Genomic DNA, 17,867 nt, shown 5'->3' on the forward strand with positions numbered 1-17,867 from the left:
GATACTAAAATTATAATTTTAGTTTATGGTTTAACAGGTGGTTTTGCATCACCAGGACCATTTGGAGTAGCATCTCCAGCGTATGAAGGCTGAGTAGTTTTTTCAGTTTTCTTAACTGGTTGTGTCTCATACTCATCAGGAGTGCAAGAAAATATCGTGAACAATAGCGCAAAAGCGATAAATAGTATTAGGTTTTTCATTTTGTTTATTTTTAAGAAATTAGACATAGGTATTGCTGTCCGGAATGATCCAGAGGCTTTCTGTGGCAATACCAACATTGGTTTTGGGAAGTGAAGAGAGTAAAACAGTAAGACGTTATTTATACTTCCCGAATAAACTCGGTCTTACGGTTTTTACACTCCTAATTAGAACTAGTTTTTACGATTGTTTTAGTCTGCAGACAAAACTTGAACTAATTTCTTGGTGCAAAGTAAAGGCGCTTCTAAGCCTTAACTAGCAAGGGATTCCCGGAATTCCTGCGTTTTCCTGAGATTCCCGAGAATTCCCAGAAAAAAGTATGCAAAAGGCTAGTTTGAATTATTTAAGTTGAAAGAGATCTCTTTATTATAGATGCAATAAGCCCGTCAAAAGTTGGCTGCGAACGGTTAAAAGATGCAGAAATAATATAGGATTGAAGTAAAGATCAAAAGCGCTTGTGACAATTTAATTGTCGAAGTCAAAAATAATGGCATATAAAAAAAGTTTTTGGTGAAAAATGAACATGAAGAGTCGAAAGAGATTCCTGAAAAAAGGAAGTCTTTTCATGAATTTGGAAGTTTTATTTTCTAAAAACGGAGTTCAGAAAATAGATCTTCGCAAAATAAATACGATTATGGCTGAAATTCTTGTGCTAATGTTTTCTGTCTGTTTACATTTTGACCAGAAAAAAGATTGGTAAGATTAATTTCGAAATGAAATTGGATCGCATTTTGAAAAATAAAATGCTTGAAGAAATAAAAAGAATAATTTTTTGAAGGGTAATTGAGGCATTTAAAAAGTTTGTTTTTCGGCATATATTTACTGTTATTTACACTATAAAGATAAGAAAAAAATCCCGTTAAACCTAATGAAATTCAATAAAATAAGTGATTTTTTAGCCTTTTTTTTGAAGTTTTTTTTAACCGAAATTGCTCGTTTTAGAAACAGTAGAACTTGAATTTTGCATTAGCAGAATTGCCATAAAATTATCTATATTTATAAACAAAAAATAGATTTTGGATTTCTATTAAGTATCAGTTTAAAAAGTATCTTCTATGAAAAAACTCTTATTATTAGTAATTATTTTATGCGCTGTAGGCTGTAAAAAATATGTTGTTTCGTTTGAACAGCCAACAGATATGAAATTGGACAATATAAAACTAGAAGTATTTCTGGATAAAGAAAAAGTTCAAGAAATTACCCTAAAAGCAACAGAAGCGCTGCCTACTTACGAAACAGTGGGATTATCAACCTCTGGTGAAGGAAAACACATACTTCAGGTTAAAGCAAAAGATACAACCTTTAGTTTTGAGGTAAAATATCCTGAGGAGAAATATATCAGGATTATAACGAATTTAAAACCTAATGGAAAAATTCATGTTGGAATCTTAAAACAGAATTATAAATATAAGTCTTAAGATATTTGGGTTAGTTTTCTAACCGCAAATGGCACAATCACGATAGCTATCAGGATACGCAAAGTTCGCAAAGCAATTTATATCGCTTTGCGAACTTTGTTTTAACGGTTACGCACTTTGCGTTAAAATAAAGCAGTTAAGATAAGAAATCCTTAAACCACAATCCAGAGTTTTTAATGGTTCTTTTTTGGGTTTCAAAATCAACGTGAATTAATCCGAATCGGGCATTGTAACCTTCGGCCCATTCAAAATTATCAGTTAAAGTCCACACAAAATACCCGTCAACATTTAGACCTTCATTTTTAGCTTTCAAAATTTGTTCTAAATTGTCTTGAATAAAATGAGTTCGTTTTATATCGTGAACCTTTCCGTTTTGGACAGTATCAGGAAAAGCAGCTCCATTTTCGGTGATAATTATTTTTTTGATTCCGTCATATTCGTTAAACTTTTTAAGAATATGGTACATAGCGGGCGGATAAACTTCCCAACCCATATCGGTCGAAATCACATTTCGTTTTTCAGCACTTATTAATTCGGCGCCAATGTACGGAGTCAAAATAGAATGTTTTACAACTTCTCGCGTATAACATTGCAATCCGATAAAATCAAAATCGAAAGCGAGATTATTTAAATCATCTTCTAAAATATAATTGTTCAGTTTTTTAAGAACCGGAAGATCCTTTTGCGGATAGCCTAGTCCTAAAATTGGTTCTATAAAAGTTCTGTTCAAAAGAGTATCTACACGTTTTGCGGCTTCAATATCTTTTGCATTTTCGGTTGCAGGTTCAATATGCGTGCAGGAGAATGTAGTTCCAATATGTGCATCGAGAACTTTTTCACGTATTATTTTACCGCCTGCAGCTGTTGCCAGTGTAACATGATGCATGGCTTTTAGATAATTGGTAATTCCTTTTTTTCCAGGCGCATGTATGCCTAAAAAATAACCCGCTCCAGTAAATACAGAAGGTTCATTAATTACCATCCAGTTTTTGACACGATCGCCAAAATACTGTACGCAGACTTCGACATATTCTTTAAACCAAGAAACCGATTCGCGATTGGTCCAGCCTCCTTTTACTTCCAGCTCGTGCGGTAAATCCCAATGGTAAAGTGTTATCCAAGGTTCTATTCCAGAAGCCAGAAGCGAATCTATAATTTTGTTATAATAATCAATTCCCGCCTGATTTACAGGATGAACGCCAGTCGGCATAATTCTAGGCCAACTGATAGAAAACCTAAAATTCGGAATATTTAATTCTTTAATTAAATTAATATCATCCTGATAGGAGTTGTAGAAATCACAAGCAGTTATAGCATGATGTCCGTTTTTGATTTTTCCTTTTTGAGAAGTAAAAACATCCCAGATAGAAGAACCTTTTCCGTCGGCGTCATGTGCTCCTTCAATTTGGAAAGCGGCGGTAGAAATACCCCACAAGAAGTCGTTACCAAATTGGTTTTTGTTCAAAAATGAGCTTTCAATTTTATTCATTCAATAGTACTTTCCTTTATTTTTAAATAGTTTATTAATGCAGGAAAGAAGATTGCATTGCTCTTAAAAAAAGCCATTCTTTGAATGATACCAGGAATTTTAGATTAAAAAGTTTCATAACGATTAGTTTTATATCAAATTAAGAAAACTAATGTGAAATTATTGTAAAGTGATTATTATCAAATGATTAAATTAATTTATAGGAAATGGGAATAAAGAAAATAATAATTGAAAAGAAAAAGGGAGTATCTAAAGGTTACTCCCTTTTTTAGCTGACGGATTAAAATTAATTATCTTCTGGAGGAGGTGGAGGAGGAGGCACTGTGTCACCAGGGCCATCTGCTTGTGCGCCTGTTAGAGATGTTTCTTTTACGACTTTTGTTTTCGCTCCTGTCGCTTCCGAATCATCGGCAGTACAAGAATAAGTGGCAAAACTTAATAAGATAAGCATACCAAATAGTAGTTGTTTTTTCATTTTTTATAAAGTTAAATGGTTTTGAATATTTTTCTAAAGTACTAATAATTATGTAAGCCATAATAAATGTACTTCAATGTTAAAATGAGATTGATGAAAAATATATTCGTAGAGTCATGATTTTTTTGCAAGGATATGCTTTAAATGGGAGTACACTTATCTTATGCTCCCATTTAAGTTTAATTACTTTTTAGGTGGCGGTGGTACAACAACGGGATCATCATCTGGACCAGTAGCTATTGCAGCATCTGTTGGTGTTGTGTTTTTTTTAATTTCCGATTTTGAGTTGTTAGTTTCTGAATCTTCGCTTGTACAAGAAAAAGCTGTAAAGCTAAACAATGCAAACAGACTTAATGCGATTACTTTTTTCATTTTTTTATAAAGTTAAATAGGTTATTAATATATCTAAAATACACTAATTATTGTTATTTGTTGAAAATAAATGATTCTTAGCCTAAAATGCGATTTATGTAATATATTCTTAAAATCATGAAATTTTTTGTAAGTATATACTTTTAATTTAGCATTATTGAATTAATTAAATAAAAAAACAAAGAAATCATGAAAAATAGAAACTTTTTATTCGTATTAGCCTTAAGCGCGGGAATGTTCGTAACCTCTTGTAGTAACGACGATAATGAAGGAGAAACAATAGTTCCAATTCAAGGGAAATATAATCTAAGCCAGACAGGAACAATTGTTAATGGACAGGAAGTGTTAGTTGATGCTCCGCAGAATCAAGCGGGATGCAACAGAGATTATTTAGATTTAAGATTAAGTAATGCAGCGGTTATTGGTGATTATAACGGAAGTGATTGTGCCTTAACAGAAACTACAGGTACTTATGTAAGATCTCACAACGATTTAACGCTTACTGTTGGAAATATCAGCTCAACTAGCGATATCATGAATCTAACCAACAAAGAGCTTAAAATTAAAGACAAAACAACAGGTGTAATTACTGTTTATACTAGATAAAATTTGTTTTGAGACAATTTCTATTCGTTTGAAATGGAAAAACGGAAACCGCTTACTTGCAGTTTCCGTTTTTTTATGGAATTTAGAGTTTAGAATTTGACATTTTTTATTTTACAGGAATATAAATATCAAAAGAAGCTCCTTGATTCTGAATTCCCGAAGCGGTGATGATTCCGTTGTGGTTTTCGATAATTTTTTTCACAATCGCCAATCCGATTCCGGTTCCATTATAGCGATCGCGTCCGTGGAGACGCTGAAAAACTTCGAATATTTTTTTATTATACTGCGCTTCAAAGCCAATTCCGTTGTCTGAAACTTCTATGTGACAGTATTTTTTTGCAGGAATTAGTTTTTCATTTTCTAAATCTTTTCCTAATGCAATTTTACTTCTTATTTTAATTACAATTGGAATATCGGGATTTGAGAACTTTAATGAATTGCTGATGAGGTTATACAGCAGTTGTTTGAATTGAAACGGAATAATATCAACTTCAACGCTTTGTTCAATTTCAATTACAGCACTTTTCTGATCTAGTTCTTCGGTTAAATCTTCTTTTACTTCTTTTACAATCTGAGCAAGATCTGTTTTTATAAAAATACGTTCCTGAATATTTGTTCTAGAATATGCTAATAAATCATTAATCAAAGTCTGCATTCGCTGTGCGGCATTTTGCATTCTTTTAAATTTATCCTTTCCGTTTTCCGATAAATTTTTCGCTTCTTTCTCTATAATCTGAGAAGCAAAAGTCTGTATTTTTCGAAGCGGTTCCTGCAAATCATGACTCGAAATGTAAGCAAAGGACTGTAGTTCTTTATTCATTTCTTCTAACTCATTGTTTTTCTGAGCCAGTTCTAATGCATTCATTCTTAGCTTATCTTCGTCTTTCTTTTTTTCGGTTAAATCGTGTGTTACTTTAGAGAAACCAATAACTTCTTTTTGTTTGTTATGAACGGCCGTTATTACCACACTTGCCCAAAATAGACTTCCGTCTTTACGTCTGCGCCAGCCTTCATGTATTACTTTTCCTTTTTCTCTGGCAATCTGCAGCAGTTTTTGTGGAAGATTGTTTTTCTGGTCTTTTTCGGTATAAAATACAGCAAAATATTTTCCGATGATTTCTTCTGCTTTATAGCCTTTTATTTTTTCTGCACCAGCATTCCAGTTTTCAATAATACCATCGCTATTCAAATATAAAATCGCATATTCCTGAACTTCTTCTACCATCAAATGATAGCGTTCTTCGCTTTTTTGAAGTGATTCGTTAATTTGGATTAATTCTCTGGTTCTGGCTGTAACCTGTTGCTCAAGTTCATGTGTAAAGGCCTTTTCGGTATGAATATCGGTAAAAGCGCCAACCCATTTTATTATTTTGTTATCGAGTCCAAAAACGGGTTCGCCAATAACGGTGTGCCATCTGTATGAACCATCTTTTCTGCGCATTCGCACGTCACAGCGATACATTTCTCCAGTTGCTAGTGCATGCTGCCAAATTTTGACATTTTCGTCAAAATCGTCTGGATGAATCATTTTTTGCCAAGAACCCTCTATTCCGGGTTCAATACCAGTATATTCAAGCCATCTTCCCGAAGTAAATAAGGCATTTCCATCGGCATCGGTTTCCCAAATTAACTGCGGAATACTTTCTGTAAGCAGACGAAATCTTTTCTCGCTTTCTTCGATTTTCTTTCTCGCTTCAACTTTTTCGGTAACATCAATAAGTGTTATTCTAATTCCAGAAATAGAATTGTCGCTTTCGCGGAGCGGTGCAAATTCAAAGTCTACATAAAATTGATTGCCACCGTTTTCATTGTCAATAAAAAGCAAAGACTCAGATTCTGAATATACTTCTCCAGATTTGTAGACTTTATTTAATAATTGATCATATTTCTGTTTATTCAGCTCAGGAAATAATTCTAGTATTTTTTTTCCTTCAACTTCAGTTTCTTCTTTTTTCCAGATGTTATTTAGAAGCGCAAAATTGGCCATTTCGATTACAAAATCGGTTCCGCGCAAAATAGCTTTAGGAACAGGCGACTGCATAATAAGATTTCGCAGTTTTTTTTCGCTTTCTTCAATTTTCTGCTGATATTTTTTTTCTTCGGTGATGTCTCGAATAGTTCCGATTAATTTTTGTGGCTGATGGTTCTCATCATAAAAAACTTTTCCTTTTCCTTCAATCCAATGTATAGATTGGTCTTTCCAGATTACGCGAACTTCATAATTTAAAAAACCTGAACTTAAAGCTTCTTTGAAACCTTTATTTCGAATGTGTAAATCATCTGGATGAAGATGTGCCAATAATTCTTCGTGAGTAAGCATTATATCTTCGGTATAACCGCCAATAATCTCAAGATATCTTTTAGAATAAGTTGGAATACGGGTTTTTACGTTCAGTTCCCAAGTTCCCAGTTCGCTGGCTTCCACGACAATTTTAAGACGATCTTCATTCAGTTCGACCCTTTTTCTTGCTTCGACTTTTTCGCTTACTTCGGTAACGGTTACTAAGATTCCAGAAATAGTTCCGTTTTCTTCCTTTAAAGGATGATAAAGAAAATCAAAATAAGAGGTTTCTATTTTTCCATATCGTTTTAAAGGAATAGGAACTTCAATTCCATGAAACGGAATTCCTGTATTTAAAACACCATCGAGTAATGCACTAACGCTTTCTTTTACTTCTGGCAATGAATGATACAAAGGTTTGCCAACAAAAGTTTTTTCTTCTCGATCTACCAATTTAAGATAAGCCTCGTTGGCCATTTCTACTATATATTCTGGTCCACGAAGAATCGTGATTCCAACGGGAGCTTGTCTTACTGTATCACGGAATCGTTTGTCGCTTTCTTCAATTTTTTGTTTGGCTAAGAATAAGTCGGTAATTTCTACAGCAGTATTCATTACACCGTAAATTTTTCCAGTCAGATCGTACAAAGGCGTAAAACTATAATTGAAATAAAACGATTGCAATACATTATCGATCACAATATCAATACGGGAATTTCTGGAATGAAACGATTGTCCAGTATTAAAAACCGATTCAACTTGCTCAAATACAGATTGATTTTGCAGTTCGGGTAGAATTTCACGATAAGTTTTCCCAATTACATCTGGGCCTTTTCCCCATATTTTTATAATAGATTCATTAGCGAGTTCAATGCGCATTTCTTTTCCGACATAAACACCAATCGGGAAAGGGGCATTTTCAACCAGCTGTCTTATTTTTTGTTCGCTTTCTTCAACTTTTGCGCGAGCCAAAACTTGGGCTGTAACTTCTGTGGCGATAGCTACAACTCCCGAAATAGTGCCGTCGATTTCTCGTAAAGCCTCATAAACAAAATTGATATAAGTATTTTCAGTTTGCCCATTTCGGTTTAATGGAACAAAAAGTTCGTTAGCAACTACTTTTTTCCCAGAGATAAATACGTTTTGAAGAATTTCATCAAGACCTTGTTTTTTCAATTCAGGAAGAACTTCAAAAATAGGTTTATTGATGGTGTTTTCAGCTTTTGCACCCCAAAGCTGTAACATTTGTTCATTGGCGATTTCTACAATATTGTTTTCGCCTTTAAAAATACACATGGCAACCGGAGCCTGCATAATATTGTTGACAAATCGTGCATTACTTTCTTGTAAAGCGTCTGCAACAATTTTCTTTTCGGTGGTTTCAATAACCGTCACCAAGATGCCACCAATAGAGCCGTCTTCTATTTTTATAGGACTATACGAAAAATCAAAAAAACAATCTTCTGTATAACCATTCCGATTAAGTGGCACTTTAAAATCAGGAAAACTTACTGCTTTTCCCTGCATCACATCGGCAAACATTGGTCCGATGGTATCCCAGATTTCAGCAAATGTATTTTTAGAACTTCCGCCCAAAGCTTCTGGATGTTTAGAAGCGCCCAAAATCGGGCGAAAGGCATCATTGTATATTTGAGTATAATTTTTCCCCCATGCAATGTACATTCCAAACGGATTGCCGAGCATCATTGCGGTCATTGTTTTTAAACTTTGTGGCCATTTTTCAGGATCTCCCAACGGAGTTTGGTTCCAATCTGCAGAACGAATTAATTCTCCCATTTCTCCTCCTTCGGAAAGAAAATAATGTTCCTTTTTTTTGCGGTTCATTTCCAAAGAATTAAGGTTGCAGTATGAAACTAGCTCTTTCGGGCTGCTTGAAATTATTTTCTGACGCAATTGTTAATGCCTTTTCAATTACGTTTTTGAGTTTTGAAAATTCGCCAGGTTTCCGAATATAATAAGAGGCGCCTTTTAAGTATAAATTGTTAACTATTTCGCTGTCCAGCGAAGTAGAAAAAATGATGATGGGCAGATTTTTTAATTTTTCGTCTTTTTTAATCTCGTCTAGACATTCTAAGCCATTTTTTCTAGGCATATTTAAATCCAAAAAAAGAACATCTGGAAGGTTTAAGATGTTGTTTTGCAGATAATTCATTAATTGTACGCCGTCGTGAACGGTAGAAAAATCAACACTGACCGTTATTTCATCGAGGGCTTCTTTAAAGAAAAGGCAGTCGTCTTCGTCATCATCAGCCAGCAAAAGATAATAATGCTCTTTACTCATTTTGTAATCTCCTAAATTTTAGAGTTAAGTTTGTTTCGATAAATTTAACTTTTTTCAGCAAGATTTCTTGTTTTTTTAGGAAGAATGTTTCTTTAAAAACGAAAAAAGCAATAAATTTTATCTATTTTATTTTGCTTATACAATTTTATGTAGAGAATTGCGTTTTAATAATTCTTACCATTTTGTGTTCAAAAAGCATACTTTGAGATTCGGGTTTTTTATTAGAATAGAAAATAAAAACAAGCCAAAAGCCTTATCAAATCTCAAATCGCAGCTACAAATTTCTTCCCTTTTAGTGTATACCGTATCCAGAAAGTGTAAAATAATTACACACTCTTTTTTGTGCTGTTTTTTCTAAATGGCTCTATACCAGTTTAGAATCGTATTGGCACGCCGCTTGCAAAATGTGTTAATGTCAAAATCTTTGATGTGTTTGTTTTTTTATTGTTTCTCGAAGTAAGAGCAGCAAATAATTAGAAAAGAAAAGATTTTACTAAAAGCCACATTAAGCAAATTAAAAAGGAGTATAAGCATGGAAAGCGAAACAATTATCTCAGAACAATTTTACGCGAACACTAGTTCAGCGATCAGCGAAAAAACAATAAATGGTTCTTTTTTCGGAACTAAACAAAAATCACAAAAAGTGCATGTAGAAAGACCAACAAGTCCGTTTGGATTGGCGGTTCTTATTGGGACTTTTTTATTACTATTAGCAGGTGTCGGAGTAGTATTTCTATTGCAGGATGATTTTGAAAAATTTCATTTTGAAAGAATTGCTTCAACTTGGGGATTGCCATTTTTAATTATCACAACAATCTTATTCTTTTACCAAGCAGGAGTTTTCTTATATAGCTCTTATTTGTATTTAAGATATAAAGCGATTCCATCAGTATCAGACGATTTATTACCAACTTGTACAATTATTGTTCCAGCATACAATGAAGGAAAATTGGTTTGGGATACTTTATTAAGCCTTGCAGATAGCGATTATCCAGCAGAAAAACTACAGCTTTTGGCTATTGACGATGGAAGTAAAGATGATACTTGGTACTGGATGCAGGAAGCAAAAGCAAAATTGGGAGATCGTGTAACGATTTTTCAACAGCCAAAAAACCAAGGAAAACGTCAAGCATTATACAGAGGATTTAAATTAGGAACTGGCGAAATTTTTGTAACGGTAGATAGCGATTCTATTGTGAAAAAAGATACATTGAGAAACTTGGTAAGTCCGTTTGTAGTAAACAAAAAATGTGGTGCCGTTGCAGGAAACGTTCAGGTTTTGAACAATAAAAAAGCAATATTGCCAAAAATGCTGAATGTAAGTTTCGTAATGAGTTTTGAATTCCAACGTTCTGCTGAAAGCGAATTAGGTTCTGTATTATGTACACCAGGAGCTTTGGCAGCTTACAAAAGAGATGCCGTTTTTAACTGTCTTCCAGAGTGGATCAACCAAACTTTTATGGGCGAACCATCAGATATTGGAGAAGACCGTGCTTTGACTAATATGATTTTAAAACAAGGTTTTGAAGTTAAATTTCAAAGAAATGCAGTGGTATTGACAAACGTTCCTGAAGAATACAAAGGATTATACAAAATGTTCATAAGATGGGCGAGAAGTAATGTTCGTGAAAACCTTATGATGGCAAAATATGTTTTTACAGATTTTAGAAAAGAATCAAAATTTGGAGCGAGAATGTTATTCTTAAACCAGTTCTTTAAAATTGCAATGACATATCCGATTATATTATTTATGTTTTACTTTATTGCTGTTCATCCAGTATTATTTTTAAGTTCAACATTAATGGCAATTTTAATCTTCTCTACTTTTTCAATGGTATTTTACGCAAAAAGATACACGCTTTCAGAATCATTCTGGGCTTATTCTTATAGTGTTTTTTACACTTTCAGTTTATTCTGGATTGCGCCTTATGCTATTGCAACAGCCAACAAAAAAGGCTGGTTGACAAGAGGATTGTAAACAAGTACACTATTCATTCTATATATAAAACTCCACCCAAGAATTACCCGTTGCAAACTTTTGCAGCGGGTTTTTTATGCGTTTTTATTTAAATCCAAAGCAGCAATAATCTGCTTTTTCATTGCAGTGTTGATATAATCTAAAGCCTCAGCATAAGAAATAGCATAACGTCTTTCTATATTCTGAAAATGCTCTGGAAAACTACCTAAGATTTTATCATAATAAATATTCAGCTGTTTTTCTGAGGGCATTTCATATTTCAAACGAAGCTGAAATCTCCTCAATAACGCGCTATCAATTATTTCGTAATGATTCGTGGCACAAATCAATAAACTGTCAGAAGGGAAATAATCAAAAAGCTGAATTATCGTGTTTACCAAACGCCTCATTTCGCCCACGTCTTTATCATCGCTATCACGACTTTTTCCAATCTGGTCAAACTCATCCAAAAACAAAACAGCCCTTTCTCTGATGGCTTTATCAAAAATCGCTTTTAAATTCTTAGAAGTTTCACCAATTCTAGAATCTACAACAGTGCTAAGATTTACTATAATAATCTTTTTGTCTAATGCATTGGCAATTGCTTTTGCCGTTGTCGTTTTACCGCAGCCAGAACTTCCATGCAATAAAATTTTATTGTCGACTTTAAGATTGTACTTTTTTAATTCCTCGATATATTGATGTTCTTTGATAATCTGAAGCAAAGCGGCTTTATTTTCATCACTAAAAAATAAATCGTCTAAAGCAATTTTTTCAGTATCAATTACGGTAAGATCATTCAGGTTCATCTGCTTATTATTTGCTGCAAAATTAAGTTTTATTCTGCAATGTTTTCGTTCCAGATTTCTTTCCCTAAAAAGCGGTTTCCGAATATCGAAGTGCCAACCCGCACCATATTAGAACCTTCGGCAATGGCAAGTTCCAAATCCTGTGACATTCCCATAGAAAGTTTTAAATCGGTTAAACCTTCAATTCCTTCCGAATAAATTTCATCCCGAATAGTTCTCAAAAGTCTAAGAGACGGAATCATTTTTTCTTTCTCCACATCCAATAAGCCAATTGTCATTAAACCTTTAATATTGAAGGTTTCGTAAGTTTTTATTTTTTTGATGAAAGATAAAACGTCTTCTGGCGGTAATCCGAATTTACTTTCTTCATAAGATGTATTCACTTGTACAAAAACATCCAATTTTCTGTTTTGGTTTTGAAGCTGTTTATGAAGTTCGTCAGCCAGATTTATTCGATCCAAAGACTGAATGCAAGTAACATATTTCAGTACATCTTTTACTTTGTTGGTTTGAAGATGTCCAATAAAATGACGTTCGACGGGAAGATTTTGCAAAATATCATTTTTATCCCGCAACTCCTGCATTTTATTTTCTCCCATTAAAGTCTCTCCAGCTTCAATCGCAATCCGTATTTTTTCTGCTGGAACCGTTTTGGTAGCCAATAAAAGCTGAACATCAGCAGGATTTCTGCCAGCAATTCGACAAGCGTTTTCGATGCGCTGATGTACTTTAATCAAATTAAAAATAATATCGTTTTTCATATTGCAAAGCTATGTCTAAAACATAAAAACGTACTGGACCAGTACATCTCAAAAAATGAAAAAACTGGATGATTTTAAACTTTTAAATCCAATATAAATTTGCATCATTAAACAATAAAATTTAGTTCCTTAGCGGCTTAGTAACTTAGAAACTAAAAAGAAATGAAAATAGCAGTTTGGGATACTTATGTAACCCGCAAAGACGGAAAAATTATGCACTTTGATATTTTGGTTGATGAAAATATTAATGATGCTGAACAAGTATATGAATATGGTAAAAAGTACTTGAAAAGTGTAGCACAAGAAGGACAGGCTTTGTCAGCAAAAGAATGCCGTTTTTGCCACATTGATAAAGCGCCGATTGAAGTAGAAAATCAGATTCGGGAAAATGGATTTTCTATTATTGAAATGGAAAACTGTAATTAGCTTGTTGTAAGTTAATTGAACGCGGATAAAACAGATTCGCTATCGCGAAAACGCAGATTCGCGCAGATTTTTAAAATCAGTTTTTTTCCGCATCTTTGCGATAGCAAATCCGTAAAATCTGCGTCTAATTTTAGTTACTTATAGTAATTTAGCAAGTGCTTTAATTCCTTCCTCCATTTGTTTTTCTGAATGAGAAGCATAACCCAAACGGAAACCTCTAATGGTTTCATCAAAACTAAATCGATCAGGGCTCATAATTTGAATTCCTTGCGATTTCAGCTTTTCAAAAATATCAAGAACATTAATATCTTCTTTTGGAACAATCCAAAAAGCAAGTCCGCCTTCGGGTTTTGTAAAAGTGATTTTATCTTGAAGATATTGATTTAGTAGACTTTCAAAATAATCTCTTTTGGTTTTATAAATCAAATTGGCCTTTTTAAGATGACGTTTTATTTTGCCTTCATTGATGAGGTTTAAAATTGCTTCTTCCATAATATTGTCGCCTTGAACATCGATTATCTTTCTATGGTTTCCGATTTTCTGAATGTTTTCTCTTGAACTGGCTACATATCCAATACGCAGCGCAGGGGCAACAATTTTGCTGAAAGTGCCAATATAAATATAGTTTTTCAAAGCCGCATAACTGGAAATTGGAAGTATTGGACGCTGGCCAAAATGAAACTCATTATCATAGTCGTCTTCAATAATCGTAAAATTGTATTGATTAGAAAGTTCAATCAGTTTTAATCTCTTTTTTAAAGACAAAGTTACCGTGGTCGGAAATTGATGATGAGGTGTTACATAAATGGCTTTTATATTTTTATGCTGCAGATATTTTTCAACCTGATCAATATCCAATCCATCCGAATCTACATTTACAGGAAGTAATATTGCGCCCGTATTTTCAAAAGTTTCCCATGCGGGTTTATAACCTGGATTTTCAACCAAAACAAAATCACCAGATTTTAAAATACAATGCGAAGCGAGATACATAGCCATCTGACTTCCGCGCGTGATACAGATTTGATCCTGCGAAATACTCATGCCTCGTTTAAAATTCAGCATTTGAGCAATCGATTTTCTAAATTCCAAATTCCCCAATTCACTGCTGTAACCCATAATCTGCCAGCGCGATTTTCGACTGAAGAGTTCGCGGTATGCTCTTGCTAGATCATTCATGGGAGCCAATCGGCTGTCTGGGAGGCCGTCATCAAAAACTAGAAAGCTTTTAGGTTCTTCAGTTTTAATCTCGGAATCTTTTTTATTTTCTGATGAATGATTGATGCTGGGAAGTGAATCGGTTACAAATGTACCCTTTCTATCAATCGTAATAAGCCAACCTTCGGCAATCAAAACATCCAAGGCTTCCACAACCGTATTTCGATTCACTTTTAATAATTGGGCAAGCTGTCTGCTTCCAGGAAGTGCATTCCCACTTACTAATTTTCCAGTTTTTATGGCCTCAATAATAGCATCGGCAATTTGAAGGTAAATTGTCTTCTCTGATTTTTTATCGAGCTGAATTTCTAATGGCCAAGGTCGAAGCATCTGGACTGTTTGTTTTTAATGAATTTGTTTTATAAAATAGTCCAAATATAATTTTTTTGATGGATGTGGACTATTATTTACATTGAAAAAAATCTTATTTTGTTGTTTTTTAGTCTTTTAGGACCACTTTGCTGAAAGTTAGAGTTTTAGTTTTGCAGCATTAAACAAATGATTATTAATGCTTTAAAATTGAAAAGATAGATTAATGAAAATAGCAAACTTATTGTTCCTGTTTACCATGTGTTTCTGGGGAAATTCCAAACCAAGTGAAAGAAATTTTATAGACGATTCTGAAGAAGAACGTTTTAATCAGCAGATTGAAAATGTCAAAAAAATGAGCGCTTCTGGTGCTTATAATTCTAAAATTGCATTTTTTATCGATATGAAAATTAAATCGGGTAAAAATAGATTCTTTGTTTATGATCTAGTAAACAATACAGTAATTGACGAAGGTTTAGTTGCAAACGGTTCTGGTTCTGAAACCTGTATAAAAGGAGAACTGAAATTTAGCAATGAACCCAATTCGAATTGCACATCACTTGGACGCTACATTGTTGGAAAATCGTATAGAGGTATCTTTGGTAAAGCATATGTTTTAAAAGGATTGGATCAAACGAATAATAATGCTATTAAAAGAATGATTGTATTGCATTCGTATTCAGCGGTTCCAGAAGGTGAGCAGGATCATTATATTGCTCTTAGCCACGGCTGTCCCATGGTAAGTGAAACATTTTTTAAAAGACTTGAAAAAATAATTGATACTTCGAAGTCAAATATTCTCTTGAATATTTATTATTAATTAGAAAGAATTATTTTTTGAGGGAAACTAGATTTGAACGCAGATAAAGCAGATTCGCTATCGCGAAAACGTAGGTTAAGACAGATTTTTTTAAATCAGTTTTTTTTTCCGCGTCTTCGCGATAGCGAATCTGTTTTTATCCGTGTCTAATTTTGTGTTTCTTTTTTATTTAGGAAATTTTGAGTTAAAAAAGAAAGTGTAAAAAAAACAATTTTAGATTTAAAGAAATTGGCTACGTCATTTTTTTGAAATTTAATAAAAATACAATTTTAACGTAACACCGATTTAAATCTGATATTTTAAAAAATTCATTTTATTTTAATCACGAATCTTGATTAAGCTTAAAAAATAAAACAGTTTGCTAGTTAGAATTGAAAAATATACAAAGTTATACTGTCTATGTAATTAAGGTTTAATGCAAAGATAAAAAGGTGTTGTCGATAACAAATTAGGATTATTAACGGAATTTGTTAAGTTTGTTGCGAATTATTCAATCTTCATAAACTGCCATCATTGCCAAATTCCATCTTAAATCAGGATCAGATTTTAATCGATCGTCTTCGCGACGGCGATGAATCGGCATTGACAGAATTGTACAATAAATTTTGGCAGGCACTTTTTATGTCGGCTTACAATGTAATTAAAGACAAAGAATTGTGCGAAGATATCATTCAAGATATTTTTATGAATATCTGGCAAAATCGCGAGAAAATCGAAATTCATATTTCGCTAAAAGGGTATATGTATGCTTGCGCGAGATATCAGGTTTTTAATCATTTGAGAAAAAATAAAGACAAAGTTCATGTCGAACTTTTTGATGATTTAGAAAAGCGTTTCTTATCTACAACTCCAGAAACACAATTAATGCACAACGAATTGGTGCAACAGCTGAATTTAATTATCGAATCGCTTCCAGAAAAATGCCAGGCCGTTTATAAGCTGAGTCGTGAAGAACAGCTGAGTCATAAAGAAATTGCCGAACGACTTAATATTTCTACAAAAACAGTCGAAAACCATATTACAAAAGCATTGAATACCATTCGATCTTCTATGGGTGAAAGCATGAGTATGGCGATGATTTTATGGCTTTCAAAAAATATCTTTTAGCAAAATTAAAAATGAAGTGGTTGGGTTGACGATGTATGGTTTTTCTTCTTTTTTTAATTCTTTTTCAAAAAAAATCAAAAAAAATGCAATTTGGACTAGGGGGTATATTCCTTTTTGGTTACTTATCTCATATACTCCCGAAATAATACAATAAAAAATGAAAAAAGAGGATTTCTTACTGTTACTAAATAGATATCTTTCCGGTGATACCAATCTCGAGGAGAATAATAAATTATTGAATTATTACGAAAGTTTCCAAACCGATAAAGATTGGGATGAAACTTTAGGTTCTAAAGAAGAGCTAGAGTTTAGAATGAGAACTCGTCTTCAAAATGCCATTCAATCTGAAGAATCTAAAGTAATACCAATTCAGCCATTTTATACCAAAACAGCTTTTAAACTAACTGCAATGGCGGCGTCATTGTTATTGCTGATTTCAATTTCACTAATAGTAAGCAAAACAAATCCGCTTAAAATTGAAACTCCGCAAGTGGCACACAAAGAAATCTTAATTGGAAGCGATAAAGCGACTCTGACTCTGGAAGACGGTTCTGTAATTGCATTAGAAAAAGGAAAATCATATACAAAAGGAAATGCTTCTAGTAACGGAGAAAAATTGGTTTACAATTCGAATGGAAAATCTGTGGCAATTGCCAATAACCTTTTAACAATTCCGAGAGGCGGGCAGTTTTTTGTGCAGCTGGCGGACAGCACCAAAGTGTGGCTGAATTCTGAATCACAATTAAGATATCCTGTTGCTTTTGTTGATGGACAAACCAGACAAGTAGAATTGGTTTATGGAGAAGCTTATTTTGAAGTATCGCCAAGTACCAAACATAAAGGTTCAAGATTTAAAGTTAAAACCCAAGAACAGAATGTTGAGGTTATTGGAACCGAATTTAATATTAAGGCGTACAGAGACGAACCAGCAATTTATACCACTTTGGTAGAAGGAGTTGTTGCTGTGAGCAATGCTGCTAAAAAGCAAATTCTGACTCCTAGCCAGCAGTCTAAAATAACGGAGTATAACGGAAATATCAGTGTTTCTGAAGTCGATGTTTACAATGAAATTTCTTGGAGAAAAGGCTTATTTGTATTCAAAGGAATGCCTTTAAAAGATATTGCGAGAGTATTGTCAAGATGGTATGATGTTGATATCGTGTTTGCAACTCCAGCGCTTGGCAATGTTAAGTTTAATGGGGTTTTAAATAAGAATCAGAAATTAGAAGACATATTAACCACGATCAAGAATATTAATTTTATTAATGCCTATGAGAAAAAAGACAATAAGATTATAATCAAATAAAAAAGAAAAGGGA

The 17,867-nt window shown here is 33.5% G+C and carries 16 protein-coding genes; 7 read left to right on the forward strand and 9 right to left on the reverse strand.

Annotated features, from left to right (window positions below; translation table 11 throughout):
• Positions 1-23 precede the first annotated feature (23 nt).
• Complete coding sequence (locus AC5ZCW_RS07450; protein ID WP_496118846.1) at positions 24-200, reverse strand: hypothetical protein; 177 nt, start codon at positions 198-200, stop codon at positions 24-26.
• A gap of 1,053 nt (positions 201-1,253) precedes the next feature.
• Between AC5ZCW_RS07450 and AC5ZCW_RS07455 the strand changes: the two genes are divergently transcribed.
• On the forward strand, positions 1,254-1,616 hold the full coding sequence (locus AC5ZCW_RS07455) for a hypothetical protein (protein ID WP_343541433.1): 363 nt from the start codon (positions 1,254-1,256) through the stop codon (positions 1,614-1,616).
• Positions 1,617-1,752: 136 nt separating this feature from the next.
• Here the strand turns inward: AC5ZCW_RS07455 and AC5ZCW_RS07460 are convergent, their stop codons facing one another.
• The 3 genes from AC5ZCW_RS07460 to AC5ZCW_RS07470 all read right to left on the reverse strand — a co-directional run bounded on the left by AC5ZCW_RS07460 (position 1,753) and on the right by AC5ZCW_RS07470 (position 3,952).
• Positions 1,753-3,105, reverse strand: coding sequence for a GH1 family beta-glucosidase (locus AC5ZCW_RS07460; RefSeq protein WP_496118848.1), 1,353 nt, complete (start codon positions 3,103-3,105; stop codon positions 1,753-1,755).
• A gap of 286 nt (positions 3,106-3,391) precedes the next feature.
• A complete protein-coding gene (locus AC5ZCW_RS07465; RefSeq protein WP_496118850.1) occupies positions 3,392-3,556 on the reverse strand; it encodes a hypothetical protein in 165 nt (54 codons plus the stop codon).
• A 207-nt stretch (positions 3,557-3,763) separates the two neighbouring features.
• Complete coding sequence (locus tag AC5ZCW_RS07470) at positions 3,764-3,952, reverse strand: hypothetical protein (protein WP_496118852.1); 189 nt, start codon at positions 3,950-3,952, stop codon at positions 3,764-3,766.
• A gap of 189 nt (positions 3,953-4,141) precedes the next feature.
• On the opposite strand from AC5ZCW_RS07470, the gene AC5ZCW_RS07475 reads away from it, so the two are divergent.
• Positions 4,142-4,558 carry a lipocalin family protein gene (locus AC5ZCW_RS07475; RefSeq protein ID WP_496118854.1) on the forward strand — a complete coding sequence of 139 codons (417 nt, stop codon included), beginning with the start codon at positions 4,142-4,144 and terminating at the stop codon, positions 4,556-4,558.
• 106 nt (positions 4,559-4,664) lie between these two features.
• Here the strand turns inward: AC5ZCW_RS07475 and AC5ZCW_RS07480 are convergent, their stop codons facing one another.
• Together AC5ZCW_RS07480 and AC5ZCW_RS07485 are read right to left on the reverse strand one after the other, a co-directional pair.
• Positions 4,665-8,684 (reverse strand): PAS domain-containing sensor histidine kinase, encoded by a 4,020-nt coding sequence (locus AC5ZCW_RS07480; RefSeq protein WP_496118856.1) that lies wholly within the window; start codon positions 8,682-8,684, stop codon positions 4,665-4,667.
• Between the two features lie 10 nt (positions 8,685-8,694).
• Positions 8,695-9,141 (reverse strand): response regulator, encoded by a 447-nt coding sequence (locus AC5ZCW_RS07485; protein WP_496118858.1) that lies wholly within the window; start codon positions 9,139-9,141, stop codon positions 8,695-8,697.
• 532 nt (positions 9,142-9,673) lie between these two features.
• Here AC5ZCW_RS07485 and AC5ZCW_RS07490 point away from each other — a divergent pair.
• A complete protein-coding gene (locus AC5ZCW_RS07490; protein WP_496118860.1) occupies positions 9,674-11,119 on the forward strand; it encodes a glycosyltransferase family 2 protein in 1,446 nt (481 codons plus the stop codon).
• 74 nt (positions 11,120-11,193) lie between these two features.
• Here AC5ZCW_RS07490 and AC5ZCW_RS07495 read toward each other — a convergent pair whose 3' ends face one another.
• Both AC5ZCW_RS07495 and AC5ZCW_RS07500 read right to left on the reverse strand, forming a co-directional pair.
• The gene (locus AC5ZCW_RS07495) at positions 11,194-11,907 is read right to left on the reverse strand and encodes an AAA family ATPase (protein WP_496118861.1); all 714 of its coding nucleotides are present in this window, start codon (positions 11,905-11,907) and stop codon (positions 11,194-11,196) included.
• 29 nt (positions 11,908-11,936) lie between these two features.
• Entirely contained in the window at positions 11,937-12,668 is a 732-nt protein-coding gene (locus AC5ZCW_RS07500) for a YggS family pyridoxal phosphate-dependent enzyme (RefSeq protein ID WP_496118863.1), read from the reverse strand.
• A 162-nt stretch (positions 12,669-12,830) separates the two neighbouring features.
• On the opposite strand from AC5ZCW_RS07500, the gene AC5ZCW_RS07505 reads away from it, so the two are divergent.
• Positions 12,831-13,094 carry a DUF2024 family protein gene (locus tag AC5ZCW_RS07505; RefSeq protein ID WP_343541466.1) on the forward strand — a complete coding sequence of 88 codons (264 nt, stop codon included), beginning with the start codon at positions 12,831-12,833 and terminating at the stop codon, positions 13,092-13,094.
• 138 nt (positions 13,095-13,232) lie between these two features.
• Here AC5ZCW_RS07505 and pdxR read toward each other — a convergent pair whose 3' ends face one another.
• Entirely contained in the window at positions 13,233-14,642 is a 1,410-nt protein-coding gene (pdxR, locus tag AC5ZCW_RS07510) for a MocR-like pyridoxine biosynthesis transcription factor PdxR (RefSeq protein ID WP_496118866.1), read from the reverse strand.
• A 205-nt stretch (positions 14,643-14,847) separates the two neighbouring features.
• Between pdxR and AC5ZCW_RS07515 the strand changes: the two genes are divergently transcribed.
• The 3 genes from AC5ZCW_RS07515 to AC5ZCW_RS07525 all read left to right on the forward strand — a co-directional run bounded on the left by AC5ZCW_RS07515 (position 14,848) and on the right by AC5ZCW_RS07525 (position 17,854).
• Positions 14,848-15,441: a murein L,D-transpeptidase catalytic domain-containing protein gene (locus AC5ZCW_RS07515; RefSeq protein WP_496118868.1), complete on the forward strand. Its 594-nt coding sequence runs from the start codon at positions 14,848-14,850 to the stop codon at positions 15,439-15,441.
• A 513-nt stretch (positions 15,442-15,954) separates the two neighbouring features.
• Positions 15,955-16,548: an RNA polymerase sigma factor gene (locus tag AC5ZCW_RS07520; RefSeq protein WP_496118870.1), complete on the forward strand. Its 594-nt coding sequence runs from the start codon at positions 15,955-15,957 to the stop codon at positions 16,546-16,548.
• Between the two features lie 157 nt (positions 16,549-16,705).
• Entirely contained in the window at positions 16,706-17,854 is a 1,149-nt protein-coding gene (locus AC5ZCW_RS07525) for a FecR family protein (RefSeq protein WP_496118872.1), read from the forward strand.
• Positions 17,855-17,867 lie beyond the last annotated feature (13 nt).

This window comes from Flavobacterium sp. PLA-DH12, assembly GCF_059511845.1.